Origin of the sequence: Gordonia sp. SGD-V-85, assembly GCF_001456905.1 — a bacterium.
Taxonomy (GTDB): domain Bacteria; phylum Actinomycetota; class Actinomycetes; order Mycobacteriales; family Mycobacteriaceae; genus Gordonia; species Gordonia hongkongensis.
Genome location: NZ_LNQO01000023.1, coordinates 23,782 through 40,973 on the forward strand (window position 1 = coordinate 23,782; position 17,192 = coordinate 40,973).

The 17,192-nt window shown below is 70.6% G+C and carries 13 protein-coding genes; 4 read left to right on the plus strand and 9 right to left on the minus strand.

What is annotated here, in order from left to right:
* Positions 1–17: 17 nt before the first annotated feature.
* A complete protein-coding gene (locus AS181_RS24710; protein ID WP_078111926.1) occupies positions 18–203 on the minus strand; it encodes a S4 domain-containing protein in 186 nt (61 codons plus the stop codon).
* A gap of 281 nt (positions 204–484) precedes the next feature.
* On the opposite strand from AS181_RS24710, the gene arr reads away from it, so the two are divergent.
* Positions 485–940, plus strand: a complete 456-nt coding sequence (gene arr, locus AS181_RS20690) for an NAD(+)--rifampin ADP-ribosyltransferase (protein WP_058253378.1) — start codon at positions 485–487, stop codon at positions 938–940.
* 90 nt (positions 941–1,030) lie between these two features.
* Here the strand turns inward: arr and AS181_RS20695 are convergent, their stop codons facing one another.
* From AS181_RS20695 to AS181_RS20720, 6 genes are all read right to left on the minus strand, one after another.
* On the minus strand, positions 1,031–1,708 hold the full coding sequence (locus AS181_RS20695) for a hypothetical protein (RefSeq protein ID WP_058253427.1): 678 nt from the start codon (positions 1,706–1,708) through the stop codon (positions 1,031–1,033).
* 312 nt (positions 1,709–2,020) lie between these two features.
* Positions 2,021–2,779, minus strand: a complete 759-nt coding sequence (locus tag AS181_RS20700; protein WP_058253379.1) for an SDR family oxidoreductase — start codon at positions 2,777–2,779, stop codon at positions 2,021–2,023.
* A 142-nt stretch (positions 2,780–2,921) separates the two neighbouring features.
* Positions 2,922–3,542, minus strand: a complete 621-nt coding sequence (locus AS181_RS20705; RefSeq protein WP_058253380.1) for a response regulator transcription factor — start codon at positions 3,540–3,542, stop codon at positions 2,922–2,924.
* The gene (locus AS181_RS20710; protein ID WP_058253381.1) at positions 3,539–4,708 is read right to left on the minus strand and encodes a sensor histidine kinase; all 1,170 of its coding nucleotides are present in this window, start codon (positions 4,706–4,708) and stop codon (positions 3,539–3,541) included. The genes AS181_RS20705 and AS181_RS20710 overlap by 4 nt, the downstream gene beginning before the upstream one ends.
* Complete coding sequence (locus AS181_RS20715) at positions 4,690–5,511, minus strand: ABC transporter permease (RefSeq protein ID WP_058253382.1); 822 nt, start codon at positions 5,509–5,511, stop codon at positions 4,690–4,692. The genes AS181_RS20710 and AS181_RS20715 overlap by 19 nt, the downstream gene beginning before the upstream one ends.
* Positions 5,508–6,461: an ABC transporter ATP-binding protein gene (locus tag AS181_RS20720; protein ID WP_058253383.1), complete on the minus strand. Its 954-nt coding sequence runs from the start codon at positions 6,459–6,461 to the stop codon at positions 5,508–5,510. The genes AS181_RS20715 and AS181_RS20720 overlap by 4 nt, the downstream gene beginning before the upstream one ends.
* Before the next feature lie 176 nt (positions 6,462–6,637).
* Here AS181_RS20720 and AS181_RS20725 point away from each other — a divergent pair, with 176 nt between their 5' ends.
* On the plus strand, positions 6,638–8,200 hold the full coding sequence (locus tag AS181_RS20725) for an alpha/beta hydrolase (protein WP_058253428.1): 1,563 nt from the start codon (positions 6,638–6,640) through the stop codon (positions 8,198–8,200).
* 73 nt (positions 8,201–8,273) lie between these two features.
* Positions 8,274–8,957, plus strand: a complete 684-nt coding sequence (locus tag AS181_RS20730; RefSeq protein WP_058253384.1) for a GOLPH3/VPS74 family protein — start codon at positions 8,274–8,276, stop codon at positions 8,955–8,957.
* A 109-nt stretch (positions 8,958–9,066) separates the two neighbouring features.
* Here AS181_RS20730 and AS181_RS20735 read toward each other — a convergent pair whose 3' ends face one another.
* Together AS181_RS20735 and AS181_RS20740 are read right to left on the minus strand one after the other, a co-directional pair.
* Positions 9,067–11,559 carry a helix-turn-helix domain-containing protein gene (locus tag AS181_RS20735; RefSeq protein WP_058253385.1) on the minus strand — a complete coding sequence of 831 codons (2,493 nt, stop codon included), beginning with the start codon at positions 11,557–11,559 and terminating at the stop codon, positions 9,067–9,069.
* A gap of 35 nt (positions 11,560–11,594) precedes the next feature.
* Complete coding sequence (locus AS181_RS20740; protein WP_058253429.1) at positions 11,595–13,364, minus strand: Hsp70 family protein; 1,770 nt, start codon at positions 13,362–13,364, stop codon at positions 11,595–11,597.
* Between the two features lie 351 nt (positions 13,365–13,715).
* On the opposite strand from AS181_RS20740, the gene AS181_RS25665 reads away from it, so the two are divergent.
* Complete coding sequence (locus tag AS181_RS25665; protein WP_058253430.1) at positions 13,716–17,069, plus strand: IniB N-terminal domain-containing protein; 3,354 nt, start codon at positions 13,716–13,718, stop codon at positions 17,067–17,069.
* Positions 17,070–17,192 lie beyond the last annotated feature (123 nt).

The window sequence follows — 17,192 nt, forward strand, 5'->3', positions numbered from 1 at the left end:
TCGCGTGCGAGCTCGACTCATCCGTCGACCCGTGTGCGGTCCACTGATACTTCGTCGGCGACACCGACCATCCTGTGCGGACGCAGCACCGGCAGGCCGTTGCAGCTCACGAGGCCTTCCATCACAAGTGCCGACGCCTCCGCGACGCTCCTTGCGAGACCACGCTCTACAAGAGAGTGCGGCACCGGCGACAGTTCATCCATTCCCCCACTATCTGCCTCTCACGCGACCTGGAGATGTCCCGCAGGAACGTGATGCCGTCCAGTACGTGAACGTGGGATGACAACAACTGCGAATGGCCATCACCAGCGCCGTGGCGGGTGGACGCCGCTGACTTCAGCCGGCCGACCGATTGTCCCCGCAACCCATCCGCCGTCCGCTCCCGAACCCCGCCACTTCCACCATAACTCGGCGGCAGGGGCTTGCGGCAAGACCCCGCTGCCCGTGCACAATCGCTCGACGACCGACGCGCGGGAGGCGATCTATGGCAAACGGTGCGAACGATTCACACAGGACGGACACGCCGGAACGATTTCGAGTTCACGAGTCCGGGAACTTCTTCCACGGCACCAAGGCGGACCTCCGGGTGGGCGACTTCCTGACACCCGGGCATCGCTCGAACTACCGTCCGGAGCACATCTCCAACTACGTCTACATGACGAAGGTGCTCGACGGCGCGGTGCTCGCGGCCGAGATGGCGGTGGGTGACGGGCGCCCCCGGGTCTACATCGTGGAACCGCAGGACGACGTACACGACGATCCGAACGTCACCGACAAGAAGTTTACCGGCAACCCCACCCACTCCTACCGGAGCGCCCGACCGGTCCGGGTCGTCGGCGAGATGACCGACTGGGTGGGACACTCGCCGGAATACCTCCGACAGTTCCGCGCAGGATTGGAAGCACTCCGCCAGCGGGGCGAAGCGGTTCTGTACGACTAGCCCGGCCGTCACGACATTCTCGCCGTGACGGCGGCGCTCCGCGACCGGTCACCGGCCGCGGAGCGCCTGCTGCAGAGTCGAACTCACGGATCAGGGAAAGATGTTCTCCAGCGATCCGAAGGCTCCGCCGGCACCCGATGCGGCGAAGTTGGTGGTGCAGCCGTTGAACGAGACGTTGTCGACATTGACCTTGCCGGTCTTTTCGTTGGGCTGACTGGAGATTCCGTAGTGGTCGACCACGGTGGTATGGCCCTCTGAATTGGCGGCCTTCACCAGATCATCCAGCGTGGCGTTGGTGCCTCTCTTGATCGTGCCGAGATCTCGGGTGGACCACCACTGGTCAGATCCGCCGGCATCCGCCTTGCCCGCACCAGCCGGCGCGGTCCAGACGAGCGTCGCAAATCCATTGCTCTCACCGGTGTTGGCCCCGGTCACGCGGAGTTGCCAGTTCGCCTGCCCGTCGGACTTGTTGAACGTGAGCGGCTTCGTGATGGCGTCCGTCAGCTTGAGCGGCCCGGCGCTCTTGTACGACGCCTGGCGCGGTGTCTGCTCTGTCGTCACGAACTCGAGAGACCCGTCCTGATCGACAACATTGGTCGCCGTCACCTTGCCCGCCTGGCCGCGCTCGTCACCGAACGTGTTGCCCCACCCCGCCGGATTGGCCGGAGTGGAGACCTTGGCACAGTTCGCCTCCGATACGGGGGCTGCGGTTGCCACCGCGGGAGCGATCAGAGCCGCGACCCCGAGGGTCGCGGCAGCCGTCGTCACACGAATGAGATTCCTTCGCACTGGTTCTTTCCTCCTTTGTCGTTCGGGTCCATCGAACTCCCGCAAGCTAACAAAGGGATCAATCAGATACCAGCGCGATTAAAGGCATCTGAATGAGGAACAGCTTTACACAGCGAACTTGACCTGCACGCACAGTGCATCAGTGGACCATGTCGCATGTTCGCTTTTAAATCCGGAACTCCCGGCTATCTGCCTATTCCGCACCACCCGGTGACTGTGCGCCGAATCCCATTGACTGTGCATCGAATTTCGTTGACTGTGTGCCGTATTCCGTCAATTGGACTCATGGACTCAGAGCGTCGTCGCAATCCCACCGTCGACCGGAATGACGGCACCGGTGAGGTAACAGCCGGCGCGGCTGGCGAGGTACACGACCGTGCCGATAATGTCGTCGGCTCGACCGATACGGCCCAACGGCGATGCTGCCGCGACTTCTTCGCCCAGCTCGGCCAGGATCGGTGCCATCATCTTGGACTCGAAAGGCCCTGGCGCAATGGCGTTCACGGTGACGTGACGCGGTCCGAGGTCCCGCGCGAGATGCCGTGTCAGCTGATGGACGGCCGCCTTGCTCGACGAGTAGGAGTACGACGCGGTGCGCGGCACCCGGATCCCGTCGACGCTGCCGATCATGATGACCCGCGACGGATTCTCGGCAGTCGCAGAACCGGTCAGCAACGGCAGCAGCGTCTGCGTGAGCACGAACGGCGTCTGGACGTTGAGCTTCAGCACCCGGTCCCAGGCGGAGTCCGGGAACTCCTCGAGGGGCGCACCCCAGGTCGCGCCGGCGTTGTTCACCAGGACGTCGAGGGTGTCGGTCTCCGACGCCACCTGCTGCGCGAGGGTTCGTGCACCCTCGGGCGTCGACAGATTCGCCTGTAACGCAGTCAGTCCCGCGGCGCGCGCCTCGGCCAGCGCGTCGTCATTGCGACCGGTGATGAGGACCCGTGCCCCGCGGTCGTGCAGTCCGTGGGCGATCATCGCCCCGATACCCGACGTCCCGCCGGTCACCAGCACGGTCTTACCACTCACATCGAACAGGTCAGAAGTCATCGTCGTCGGTACCTCGGTGCTCGTTTCTCCAGGAAGGCGGCGGTCGCCTCGCGTCGATTCTCGATCAGCGGCCGGCCGTCTGGTGCCGAATCGCGAAGCCCCGGCGCAGACCGTCTTCTGGCTGCCCCGGTTCGGCGAACGCTCAGATCCAGCCCAGGTCGCGGGCTTTGATCGCGGCCTCGTACCGGTTGGACGCATTCAGCTTCGACACCGCCGACGACAGGTAGTTGCGCGTCGTGCCCGCGGTCAGGTGTGCCCGGCGGGCGATCTCCTCGACCGACGCACCGTCGAGAGCGAATTCCAGGACGTCGGCCTCGCGGGCGGTCAGCAGCGAGTCACCGGTGCTGATGGCTTCGGTGGCGAGCTCTGGGTCGATGTAGCGTCCGCCGGAGTGCACGGTCGCGATCACCTGCGCCAGCGTGGCGGCCGGGGTGGTCTTGGGCAGGAAGCCACGTACGCCTGCGGTCAGCGCTCGCTTCAGATAGCCGGGCCGACCGTGACTGGTGACGATGAGTGTTCCGGCATCAGGGGTGAGTTCGAGGAGTTCGATGGCGGTGTCGATACCGTCCATGCCTGACATCTGCAGATCGATCACCGCGACCGCGGTCGGTTCGCCGGTGTCGCGCCGGGCACGCCAGAGCGCGACGAGCTGCTCACCCGAATCGACATGGGCGACGACCTCGATGTCGTCTTCGAGGTCGAGCATGGTGGCCATCGCGGTCCGCACCAAGGTCTCGTCGTCGGCTAGCAGGACAGGAATCATGTTGGCTCCCAGCGAATCTGTAGTGTGAACACACCGTCTGCCCGGCTGGTGTGCAGGCTCGCACCGACCATCTCGAGACGTTCGGCGAGTCCCAGTAGCCCCGAGCGTGGTCCGTCTGTCGACGAGTCATGCACAGCCACACCGTCATTCCGCAGCGACATGCCCGCGGGGCCGAGGGTGAGCCACGCCGACGACGCCGAGGAGTGTTTGACGATGTTTGTCGTCCCCTCGCGGACCACCCATGCGGCGACCTCGTGGAACCGGTCGGGCACCTGCGCCGGATCGCCCTCGACCACGAGATCGCATCCCGCCGCCGACAGCAGGGACCGTGTTCCCGCGACCTCGCCGACCAGGTCGATGTCGCGGTAGCCGCGGACCAGTGCTCGCATCTGTTCCATGGATTGCACGGCGAGCACCTTGATCTCGTCGATCTCCACTTCTGCCTTGTCGGTCGACCGCGCCCGCAACAGGGTCCCGGCCAGTTCGCTCTTGACCGCGATCGCCGAGAATCCCCGGCCGACCACGTCGTGCAGGTCGCGAGAGAAACGTAATCTCTCCTCCGCCACCCGAAGCCGGGCTTCCACCGCCTTGGCTCTCTCCAGATCGTCGATGACCTGAAGGCCCCACCGGGTCAGCAGCGTCGTGACCATCAGGAGCGTACCCGTCGCAGCCACCACCGCGGTGATCCCCAGCACCCCACGTGGTGAACCCGCATAGGCGATCCCGGTCGCGATGGCGATCGCGACCAGAAGCCACCACCGGTGCCGGAGGAAAGGCAGTACCGCCATGCCCGCGAGAAGGGCGGTGTACACGCCGACGGGCCGCGCGGTCTCGAGATCACTGTGTCCGGTGAGTACCCGGGCGAGGACCGCGTAGACGATCCAGACCCCGACCATCAGACCGACTGCGACGCCGAACAGCCGCCGTCGTGCCCGCATCGGTGACCAGATCGCGAAATCCGCTTGGGACTCGAGAGCGAGCACGGCGGCGAATCCGGCGACCCACGTCCCGATCATCCCCCACACGGCTGGCGCCGGGACACTCACCGCCACCGCCACACCGACGACGACCAGCTGGAGTGTCACCTGGGTGTAGAGCCGGTAGCGCTGCGTATCGGACTGGGCGCGCCACCAGTCGGTTGTCCGGCTCAGCCGCGATCGTCCCACCGGAAGCTCCGCGCGGTCAGTGCGAGCGCCAGAACGGTCCATGCCACCAGTGTCGCAAGAGGCTGGCCGATCTCGCCGAAGGTGCCCGCGAAGTCGGCGGCGGGAACAGACTCCGCAACGGTCGCGCCACGTCCGACGGTTCCGAGCGAGATGAGATCGGAGATCGCGGCGAACGGGGTCCAGGCGGCGATCTCACCGAACCGTTCGGGCAGTACCCCGCGGATCGACGCGAGTCCGACCATCGCCACGACCATCACCGGGAGCGAGGTTATCTGCGCTGCTTCGGCGTTGCGCGTCACGGCGCTCGTCGCGAGTGCGAGCAGGGAGAACAATGCGACCCCGGCGATGAGGGCGACGACGATGAGGACGGGGTTGACCGGGGCCGGGGCGCCGGCCCCATAGATGACCGCCGCCACGATCAGTGTGCCGATCGCCGTGAGGATCGCGCCGGGTACCGCCGGTGCCGCCATGATCTGCCAGTCCGCCGCCTCGCCGGTGCGCAAACGCTTCAGAACGCCCTCGCCTCGCCGCGTGGTGATCATCGACAGCACCGAGTAGTACTGCACGAAGAGCAGGGCGACCAGCGCGAACGTCTCGAGCGTCGTGAATGTCAGCTGGGGTGTGGTCCCCGACTGTCCACGAGTGAGGAAGAAGGTGGCCAGCGGGACGCCGATCGGAAAGACGATCCCCATGACGACGAGTGTCTTGTTGCGGATGAACTGCCGGAACTCCGCGACCGACAGCGCGGTCAGGGGTCGACGCCTGCGCGTCGGGGCGGTCGGGAAGGTGTCTGCGGTGGTCATGCTGCTGCTCCGTTCGTGAGGGCGAGGTCGGCCGGGTCGTCGTCGCCCGCGGCGATGTCGAGGAAAACCGATTCCAGGGAGGCCGCCCGAGCTTCGAGTCCGGCCAGCGGCACCGCGTTGACGCGTGCCCAGGTGAGCAATTCGTCGAGATGCCCCTGGAGGTCGCGCGTGGAAACCTGCACGCGCGCCGACGCATCGACCTGAGCGCCGCGGAACTCCGGCAGCACCAGTCCGGGATGGTCGAAGGCGATCCGGGCCGGATGCCGGTCGACGATCTCGCGAAGCGTTCCGCGCCGGGCGATCTCGCCCCGGTGCATGATCGCGATCCGGTCTGCGAGGGCTTCTGCCTCGTCGAGGTAGTGGGTGGTGAGAACCATCGTCACACCGGACGTCTTCAGATCGGCGAGCAGTTGCCATGTGCTGCGACGGCTCTCGGGGTCGAGGCCGGTCGTCGGCTCGTCGAGAAACAGGAGCCGGGGCCGGCCCAACAACGCACACGCGAGGTCCACCCGTCGCCGCTCGCCGCCCGAGAGCGCGGCGACGCGGACGTCGGCCCGGTCCGTGAGCCGGACCTTCGAGAGCACGTCGTCGACCGTCGTCGGGTGCGAGCACGTCCCGCGCCACATCTCGAGGGTCTCCGCGACGGTGAGATCGGCGGGAAGACCGCCGGACTGCAGCATCACGCCGATCTGCGGCCGGACCTTCGACCGTTCACGCCGCGGGTCGAGTCCGAAGACCTCGACCTCGCCGGACGTCGGTGCGACGAGACCTTCCAGAAGGTCGAAGGTCGAGGTCTTGCCCGCCCCGTTGGTACCGAGGAGAGCGAACACCTCCCCCTCCGCGACGTCGAGATCGATGCCACGGACGGCCTCGAATGCTGTTGCGCCACTGCCGTAGACACGGCGTAGGCCGCGTGCGCTGATGACGGTGTTCCGTATCGAATCGTTCATGCCTCCACCTTTGCGCCGGAGACGTGGAGTCGGTAGTGCTGTGCATCATCAGCTTTCGCGATGGATGTCATGGTCGGGCCATGACATCTGTCATGTCCAAGACATGCCGTTCCGCATGGGCTTTCGCTGATCGGGTGCACTGTCGTCGATGCCGTTCGGCGGTGAGGATGGAACACATGCGAAACGACACCTCGAATCTCCGCTCGCGATCGCCCCGTCGGCGAGTTCTCGGCGCCTCCCTCGCACTGGCCTTCGCGGTCGGCGCGTGCTCGGCGCCCACCTCCAGCGAGGGTGACCTGGACCGCTTCTACCAGCAAGAACTCGCCTTCGGACCGTGCGACGACTATCCGTCGACCCAGACCGAAGCCGAGCTCTTCGCCACCGCACCCGCGGCGCAGTGCGCGCGGATGGATGTGCCACTGGACTACCGCGATCCCGACGGACGCTCCGCACAGATCGCCGTGATGCGGATCCCGGCGCGCGGCGAGTCCGAGGGCTCGCTCGTCCTCAACACCGGGGGTCCCGGGGGCGGCAGCACGGCGATGGCCGCCACGCTGGCGACCACCTGGGCCGATCGCCCATCGACAGAACAGTTCGACCTGGTCGGATTCGATCCGCGCGGGACCGGGGCGTCCGTCCCGGCCGTCGACTGTCTCACCGACGAGCAGCTCGACGCCGGCGAGGCACCCGGCGCGGTCCCGGCCGCCGAGGGACGCTGGACAGCGGCGGACACCCGCGCCTCGGTCCAGCGCTGCGCAGAGGGGTCCGGCGGTGAGGACGTGCTGTCCCGGCTCGGAACCCGGGACGTCGCCAGGGACATGGACGTGCTGCGCGAGGTGGTCGGTGACGACCGTCTGACCTACTTCGGCCAGAGTTACGGCACCCGCCTCGGCGCCGTGTACGCCGAGATGTTCCCCGACAAGGTGCGGGCGATGCTCCTCGACGGTGGCATCGACCCGAGCACGACCTACGCGGACACGCGAACCCACACCTTCGCGAGCATGCAGCGGGCCTTCGACGCCATGGCTGCGGACTGCGCGACGCGCGCCGACTGTCCGCTGGGCACCGACCCGAGCCGGGCGACGGAGGTGTTCTCCGGCTTGGTCCGCCCGCTGGTCGAACAACCCGTTCCCAGCGGAGAGGGCCGCACGCTGGACTTCAACGCCGCGGTCGGCGGCGTGGGTGCCGGCCTCTACGACCCGGCGGCGTGGCCGGCGATCCGGACCGGTCTCACCGAGCTCGCCGACGGCCGCGGCAACGTCCTGCAACTGCTCAGCGACTCGTTCGGCGGTCGCGACGAGAACGGACGCTGGAGCAATTTCACCGAAGCCAACCACGCGATCAACTGTGCCGACGAGGATCGTCTGTCCCCCGAGGACGCGCGCGAACTTCGCCGGCGGATCTGGGAGGCCGCACCGTTCATGGACCCGGGCACCGGGTACGACGGCGCCCGCGACGGTTGTGAATCCTGGCCGGGCGAGCCGACTCTCGGCGTGCCGTACGCCACCGACGTGACCGGCCTCCCGGAGACGCTGACGATCTCGATCACCGGTGACCCGAGCACCCCGTACGAGGGCGGCGTCGCCGTGGCGGACGCGCTCGGGGGTTCGCTGCTCACCGTCGAGGGCACGCAGCACACGGTGGCGGCTGCCGGTACGAACGACTGCGTCAACACAGCGGTGGACGCCTACCTGCTCGATCTGACGCCACCCGCACCCGGCGCGCGATGCACCTTGTGACGGGTCGTCACGACCGGGAAGGATCAGGGCCCGGAACCAACCGCCACACTCATCGCAGATCGAGGAGCACCCGATGGACACCACACCGTTGATCGTCGAAGACCTGTTGCTGATGCTGCTCGACGACGAGTCGGGCGCGATCGCCGGCGAGGGCACCCTGTTCTACCCACTGGGCGGAGCCGTCCTCGTCGAACTGGGCCTCCGCGGGGCCGTGGAGATCGACGAAGGCGGCGGCGGACTCACCGGCGCCCGGATCACGGCAGTGCCGGGAAATGCGCCGTTCGATCCGCTGCTGGCCGCCGCGTACCGGACGATCGCCGAGCGGCCGCGTGGCGTGCAGGCGCTGCTCCCCACGATCGGTGCCGATCTCCGCGGCACGGTCGTCGACCGGCTACTGGAACGCGGCCTCATCCGGAAGGAACGGCGAAAGCTGTTGGGACTGTTTCCGACCATACGACTCCTGCCCGGCGACGCAGGCTACGAGGAGACGCTCCAGAAGCGGGTTCGCGCGGCACTCGTCGAGGGTGCCGACCCCGACGCGCGGACTGCCGCGGTGGCCGCCCTGTTGTCGGCCAGTGGTGTGTTGTCGCACCTGCACCCGACGATCCCGTGGTCCGGCGATGTGTACCGCCACGGCAAGGAACTCGAGCAGGGGATCTGGGGCGCCGAGGCGGTGAACACCGCGGTCGTGCGGACGGCAGCAGCGATCGCCGCATCATCCGTCGCAGTCATGGTGACGGTTGTCGGCACCACTTGACGGACAATCGGATCCGCCTGGGAAAACCACCCCAGAGAATCGGACAGGCGGCGTAACGCAAGCGTCGGCCCGCCCTGGGGCGGCTTTCAGCGCGTGGACGGCGCCGTGGTCACCGATACCCGGCCGCCCGGAGGGCGGCCATCAGTTCCGACCGCGACCCGGCATCGAGCCGGCGTCGGATCCGGGCGACGTGATGCTCGACGGTCTTCGCCGAGATGTATAGGCGCTCACCGATTTCCCGGTAGGTGAAACCCTGCAGCAGCTCGTGGGCGACCTCGGCTTCGCGATCGGTGAGCGGCCCGCCGACCAGTGGAGTCAGCCGCCGATCCTCGCCGGCCGAGCGAGCGGTGTCCAGAAGACCGGCCGCGGTCGCGGGATCGTCGGCGCGAGACGCGGCCATACCCGCGAGACGCGCTGCCTCCCAGTGTAATCCGATGCTCCGTAGCGCTTCGACGGCGGCGGTGACGGGTTCCGTTGATTCGCCGGCGTCGTTCAGCGCGACCCAGGCGCGCGCACCGGTCGACAACGACCCGGCCGTGCGGTTCTGCGCCGCGGCGAGGTCGAGACGAGTCAACCGGTGCGCCACAGCGGACTGGTCGCGCGTGATGGCAACGGCTTGGACGCCCGCGAAGTCCCACGACGCCGACCACGCCGGGGGGTCGCCAAGATCCGCGAGCAACCGGTCGGCTGCGTCAACATACCGCGCAATCGCGGGAATCTGACCCAGTCGCGCTGCGGCGATCCAGAACTCGCCGAGCGGACGCAGCAGGTAGAGGTCCACCTCGATGGCGGCGAGGAGCGACAGGCCGTCCTGCCACGCGGCCGACAGCGCGGACAGGTCACCGTGGCGCCGGGCCAACCCGAGCCGGATGGCCTGCACCCGAAAGCGTTCGGACATCCCCTGCGGTTCCGCCGTCGGGAGCAGACGCGCCGCCGCTTCGAGATCGCCGACGGTGAGCGCGGCCTCGGCGTCGAGAATGGTGCGGGCCGGCTCCGCCGCCACCGTCCGGATCGATTGCGCGGCAACGGTGTCGCCGAGGTTCAACGCCACCGCGGCGGCCGCGTGCAGAATTCGGGCCGCAGACGGGCCTCGGGACGACGTCGCTCCCGCTGAGATCCCGCGCACCACGACGTCGACCGCGTCGCCGGTACTCATCTCGGCCGTGTCGTCGAGGGTGGCCAGCAGCCCGCGGACCACCAGCGACCGTGTGGCCCGACTCGCCACCGGCGCGCGGCCACGATCGGCCGCGCCGATGGCCGTGGCCGCCGCGCGGTCTCCGACCGCGAGCAGGGCGACTGCAGCCGACAACGACTGCGATGCAGAAAGATCGGGTCCCGTCCAGCGGTAGAGGTCGGCGGCGTGCGAGGCGAGTCCGCGCCGCGCCGCGACTGCGGCGGCGAGCTCCACCCACTCCGCGACCCATTCGTCTGTGGGTGCGGCCGACTCCAGCCGACGGTCGGCCGCGGCACCCGCACCGTCGAGATCCCCCGATGCCAGGGCACGCTGGGCCATCAGGAGCCGGACGTCATCACGCCCCGGCTCCACCCGATCGGCGGCCTGCAGGAGGACCACCGCCCGCGCCGCGGTCGCGTCGACCGCGCCGGCCAGCAGCGCGTCGACGATCCGCGGGTCGTCGACACCGGCCTCGGCCGCGAGCAGCGCGGTGTCGGGGGTGAGCTCGGTCGCACGCAGTCCGACGACGACCGAGTTGCGTCGTAGCTCGTCGATCTGCTTGTCTCCCAACACATCACGCAGTGGACCGGCCGCAGCCGAGACGAAGACGTCCGCGCCGCGTAACAGGCCGCACCCGCGAGCCCGGTCGACCGCCTCGAGCGCGGCGGCTCGGTCGGTGCCCGCCGCTTCGGCGACGCTGTTGGGGTCGAGGGGCGCCCGGACCGAGGCGAGGGCCAGCACCGCTAGCGTGAGCGGATCGAGTCCGCGCAGCAGCCGATGGTGCCACTCGCGGGACACCCGATCGATGACGGCGATTTCGTCGGCCCCCGGCTCGTCTATGACGCGCGAGGCGCTGCTCGAAGTGCTCCGGAGCGCCCGCAGCACAGTGTCGATGGGAGCTCGCGCACCGCCACAGCGTCGACGGATCAGCGATGCCGTGGTCGGCGCGAGGGTCAGCCCGGCGCGGGACGCGCGGGTCAGGACATCGGCGGTACCCAGCGCCTCGAGTTCGAGGACCGCCCCGAACGGTCGGGCGCGGTCGCGCAACCGGCGGACGTTCGGGTCCAGTTCCCGCGGTTCGATCGTGGCGATCAGCCCGATCGTTCCCGCGTCGAGCATGCCCAGCGCGGTCTCGAACATGACCACCGGCCACAGATGCATGTCGTCGGCCAGCACGAACACGGGACCCGCGCCGTCCGCGGCGGGCAGCCCCACACTCACCGGGAGGTCCCGTCGTCGGAGTTGTTCGTGCACGGCGTTCAGCAGTGCCGAGCGTCCGCTGCCGGGGGTGCCGACGGCCACGGCGCACAGCGGATGGCCCGAGTGCGCGCGATCGACGATGCCCGCCACCCACGACGAGGTGCGCGACGCGGCCGAGGACGGGTCCGGGCGGTCACCGATCGTGGAGACCGGTGTCCTCGGCGTCATCGAACGGTCCAGGGGTGACCGGGGAGTCAACGGATTCAGCAGTCGATGCCGACGACGCCGGTGACGCCGCACAGCACCCGGCCGGTGCCGTCGAGGACCCCGCCCGGGGTGATGCCGCCACCGCCGGTGTCCGGTTCGGGGTAGTCCGGCGCCGGTGCAGGCGCTGGTGCCGGAGCCGGAGCGGGCGCCGGCGCTGGTGCTGGTGCTGGTGCTGGTGCGGGCGCCGGTGCAGGCCGGCCGGGGGTGCTTCCGGGCGCGGGGGCGCCGGCAGACGGGGCGCCCGCAGACGGGGCGCCGGCCGCGGTCCGCCGCGGCGAATCGGTTGCGGTACCCGGAGCCCGGGTCCCCGTACCGGTCACCGGTGCCGCGGTGGTGCCGGGACGCGCACCGGTCGCGGTGGTGCCGGGACGCGCACCGGTCGCGGTGGTGCCCGGGGCGCCACCGGGGTTCTGCGTCGAGGTGGCCGTGGTGGTCGCCGCTCCCGCGGGCGGGGGCGTCGCCTCGCCGACCGAGCCGACGAGTCCGGTGCCGACGGAGAGGCCGGTTGCCGTGACGAGCGCCAGTGCGGCGGCGCCGACCGTGATGAGGGTGCCCCGCTTACGACGCGAGAACCGGGGAGCGGGCTCGGCGACCGGGGTGCTCGGAGCCGGGACGATCTCGCGGAGCGGCCGCTCCTCGGGCGCGGCCGAGACGAGGGCCGCGGTCGTGGCGGCGGCCGGCGCGATCGCCGACCGGCGGGCGGCGAGCGTCGTGCCGGCCATCAGCGCACCGCCGGCTGCCGAGGCGGACGCGGGGTCGGGGTCGGGGTCTACCGGCAGACGCAGGGTCGAGGACAGCATCTCGGTGACGAGCGGGATCGCCGCACCGCCGCCACCGAGCAGGACCGCGTACACCCCGGCCGGCTTCATCCCGGGGGCCGCGTGCGCGCCCGACGAGTCGTGGCCGACGGCGGACGCGGAGACCGCTTCACGAACCAGCGCGACCGCCTCCATGACCGGTGCGCGCAGCAGGTCCTCGATGTCGTCGCGGACCAGCCGCGCCTCGGTGCTCACCTGCCCGATCCGCACGTCGACGACGGTGTCGGTGTCCACCGACAGAGACTCCTTGGCCCGGCGGCACTCTTCCCGCAGCCGGTTCACGTCGTCGAGGATGGCGCCGCTCCGGGCTGGGTCGGCCAGACCCGCGTCGACCTCGGCGTCGGCACCGGTCACCCGCAGGGTGTGCGCCAGCAGCAGGCGGTCGAACTCGTTGCCGCTCACGGTGTCCAGATGCAACGGACGGCCGACCGGGGCCGGATCGGAGCCGGTGGCCAGGGCGGAGACGGTGAGCCCCGTGGCGCCGAGGTCGCAGACGACGACCGCGCCGTCGCCGAAGGCGCCCTCGGCGTGTTCGGCTGCGGCCAGGGTCGCCCGTGACTCGGGCACCCAGGTGATCGCGTCCGCCGGCACCGAGTCGGGGTGGGCGCCAAGTGCCGCCCGGGCGTCTTCGACGGCCTGATCGGACCAGTTGTCGGGGTGCACGACGGTCAGGTGCACGTCGTCGGACGGTGTCGAGTCGACGCTGTCCGTGCCGAGGTCGAGCCGGGCGACCAGCGCCGCGACCGCGTCGGCGTAGAGGTCGGCGGCCGCGATCGTGCGGCCGTGGTCGTCGAGCATCGGAACCGGGTCGCCGACCCGTCCGAGGAAGTCGTCGGCATCCACCAGAGCGGACGTCTCGACCGAGACCGCGCCCTCCCAGGACTGTTCCGAGGCGGCTACCGCCACGCTGTTCGCGGACCCGATCTTCACACCGATCCCGATGGCCATGACGGTCACTCCTGTTCGCACCTGCAGACGGTGGTAGATGGCGGGCCGCGCGTCTCACGAGCAGACCGCCGATGTCACGTGCCCCGGCCCCGGCGGCGCACTTCACCCAGTGTGTCGCGGACCGGCCCCCTGGTGTTAGCCCTGGCCGGGGATTAGGGGGAAAGTCCCGACCCCCCTATGCCGGCGGCGCCCGGACCCCGTCCCCGGTCGAAATCCCCCTGGGGGGATGACCCACCCCCCGGTCGTCGGCAGGACTGGGGATTTACCCCGATGTCGTCGGGCCCCGAAGTCCATACGGTCGAACTCGACACGGGATCGAACTGCGATCTCCCCGACGCAAGGAACGACGCCATGGCGACCAACGCGGTACTCGACTTCATCCTCGGTCTGCTTCGCGACGAGGAATCCTTCAACGCCTACTGCGGCAATCCCCAGGCCGCGATCGATCGCGCCGGACTCACCGGCGTCACCCCCGCCGACATCTCCGCAGCCGCCCCGCTGGTCGCCGGAGGCGGTCTGGCCGCGGGCGGTGGCCTGGGTGCGATCATCGGTGCCGGCGGCGGGGCGGCCGGCGGCGGCGTGATCGGCGGCGGCGCGGTCGGTGGCGGCGTGATCGGCGGCGGCGTGATCGGCGGCGGTGGCGTCGGAGTCGGCCTGGGCGGCCTGGAGTTCGGCGACATCAACGTCGGCGGCGGAGACGTCAACCTCGGTGACGTGAACCTCGGCGGCATCGGTGGGCTCGAATTGGGCGACCTCGACCTCGGTGGACTCGATCTGGGTGGACTCGATCTGGGTGGAATCAATCTGGGCGACATCGACTTCGGCGGTCTCCTCGGCGGCATCGGACTGGGCGACATCGACCTCTCGGGTCTGTCCCTGGCCGATCTCGACCTCGGCGGTATCGCATTCGGTGACCTCGACCTCGCGGGCCAGCTGGCCGTCGCCCTGGGCGCGGCGCTGTCCGCGGGCCTGGGCGCCGGCGGCGCGATCGCCGCGCAGTTCGGTGCCGCGCTGGGAGCCGCGCTCGAGACGGTCGTCGACGGTGGCCTCGAGCTCGCCGCAGGCATCGGACCGGTCATCGCCGGGACGCTGGCCGGTGCGATCGGCGCCGAGGGCGCCCTGGTCGCCCAGCTCGGGGCTTCGCTCGACGCACTCCTCGCCGCAGGCGCCGACCTCGGGCTCGGACTCGGGGGCGGTCTCGCCGCGCAGCTGTCGGCGGCGCTCGAACTGGGTGGCGAACTCGCCGGCTCGTTCGGCGCGACGCTGGGCGGTCTGCTCGGCGCCACGATCGGCGCGGGCGGCGCACTCGGCGCCGACCTCGCGGCCGCGCTCGGTGCCGGTCTCGGTGCGGGCGGCGCACTCTCGGCGGTACTCACCGGCGCGCTCGGTCTCGGCGCCGAACTGTCCGGCAATCTGACCGCCGCTCTGACCTCCACTCTCGATGTCGCGGGTGACCTCTCGGCGACGCTGTCGGGTCTGCTCGACGCGCAGGCCATCGCCGACCTGTCCGGCGAACTCGGCGCCACCCTCAGCGGCGCTCTCAGCTCGACCCTGGCCGCGGGCGGCACCGCTGCCGCCTCCGTCGGCACCGCACTCGGCGTGGCCCTGACATCGACGGCCGCGGCGACCGGCGGACTGGTCCTGACCGGCGCGGCCGGCGCAAACGCCGTCCTCGGTGGCGCCCTGACCGCCGTCCTCGGTGTCGGCGGCGGCGCTCAGGCCGGACTCGCCGCGGCGCTCGAATCCGTCCTCGAAGCCGGCGGGATCGTCGACGTCGAGGCCCTGATCGAAGCCGGCGGCGATCTCAGCACGACTCTCGCCGGCGCTCTGGCCGCCGGCCTCGAAGTCGGTGGCGAAGCCGCCGCCGGTCTCGGTGCGGCCCTGGGCAGCACGCTGGCCGCAGCCCTCGAAGGTGGCCTGGCCGCCGATCTCACTGCCGGACTCGGCGGCGCCCTCGAAACCGGTCTCGGTCTCGGCGGGGCGCTCGAAACCGGCGTCGGCGGCGCTCTCGAAGCGGGACTGGGACTCGGTACCGGACTGGGCGCGGGTCTCGGTGGCGCGGTCGAGGGCGCTCTCGGCGGCGGCCTCGGGGTCGTGGGCGGCCTCGGCACCGAACTCGGAGCCGCGCTCAACGGACTGTTGTCGGCCGGCGCCGGCCTCGACACCGCGCTGAGCACCGTGCTCACCGGCGTCCTCGGTGCCGCCGCGGGCGCCGACCTGGGGGCCGCGCTGGGTGGCGCCCTCGAACTGGGCGGCGTCCTCGGCGCCGACCTCACGGGTCTGCTCGAGGGCGGACTGGCCACCGACCTGGCCGCGCAACTCGGCGCGATCGTCGGTGGCGGCGGTGAGCTCGCGGGCGAACTCGGCGCCACCCTGGGCGGGGTGCTTGGCGCAGCCGCAGGCGTCGAGGGCATCCTCGACGCCGCCGCGGGTGCCGGCCTGAACGTCGGCGAACTGCTGGCCGCGGACCTCGGCGGTGCACTCGGCGTCGACGGCGCCCTCATCACACAGCTGGGCGGGGCGCTGGACGCCGCACTCGACGCCGGCGCGGGACTGGGCCTGGTGACCGAGACCGCCGCCGACCTCGGCGGAACCCTCGAGGCCGTGCTGGCTGCGGGCGGGGATGTGGGTGCCGACCTCGGCGCGTCCCTCGGCGCCGTCCTCGGGACCGCGCTGAGCGGTGAGCTGGGTGGTTCGCTGGCCGGCCAGCTGGCCGGCGGGGCCGAACTCCCGGCAGCCCTCAGCACCGTTCTCAGCTCCGCACTCGACGTGGATCTGTCGGCCACCGACGGCCTCGTCGCGACCCTGGACTCGACCCTGGAGGCGACGGGTGGCCTGGGCGGGGCACTGACCGGCGAACTCGAGGCGATCGTCAACCCGAGCCTCATCCTCTCCCCCGAGGGCACCATCACCGTGGGCGGACCGCTCCTGGTCACCGAAACCCTCGGCGGCACAGTGGTCGACAGCCTCACCGGCAACCTGGACGCGGGCACACTGGCCGGCCTGGGCACCGTCGCCGAGACCGGCACGGACCTGGTCGCCGGGCTGGACAGCACTCTGCAGGGCGGCCTGGAGGGGACCCTCGAGACCGGACTCGCCGGCCTGGGCACCGGGCTCGGCGAGGCCGATCTGGGCGCCACCGCCGGTCCGGTTCTCGACGGTGCTCTCGGCGCCGGCGCAGGCGTGGGCGGAGGCCTCGGTGGGGATCTCGGTCTGGGCGGCGACCTCGGCCTGGGCGGTGCGCTCGACACCGAGCTGCCCGCAGACGTCACCTCTGAACTGACCACCGCGATCTCCGGCACGGCCGGCGGCGCAGTGGACGTGGTCGGCGACGCCGCGGGCTCACTCGAGGCCGGGGTCGGCGGCACCCTCGACACGACCACCGACATCGTCGGTGGGGTGACCGGTGGTCTGACCGGCGGCGCAGTGGTCGGTGGTGGCGTGGACGCCGGCGGCGGTGCCGGCGCGGACGGCGGCCTGGACCTGGGCGGCGTGACCGACACCGGTGCCGAACTCGGCGGCTCGGTCGACACCACCGTCGGCGGCGCGGTCGACTCGACCGTCGGAGGCGTGGCCGACACGACCGCCGACCTCACCGGCGGATTGACCGGCGGTCTCACCGGAGGCCTGACCGGTGGCCTCGGTGGCGACACAGACACCGGGATCGGCGTCAACACCCCGGACGCCGGACCCGACGCCGACTGACCGGGTCACGTCGGCAAACCCGCCCCGGGATCGTCCCACGCTCCAGCAACCCTGGACGTGGGCCGGCCCCGGGGCGGTCCTCGTCCGGCCCCGCCTTCGCCCGGCATGCTCGCACGCACCGCC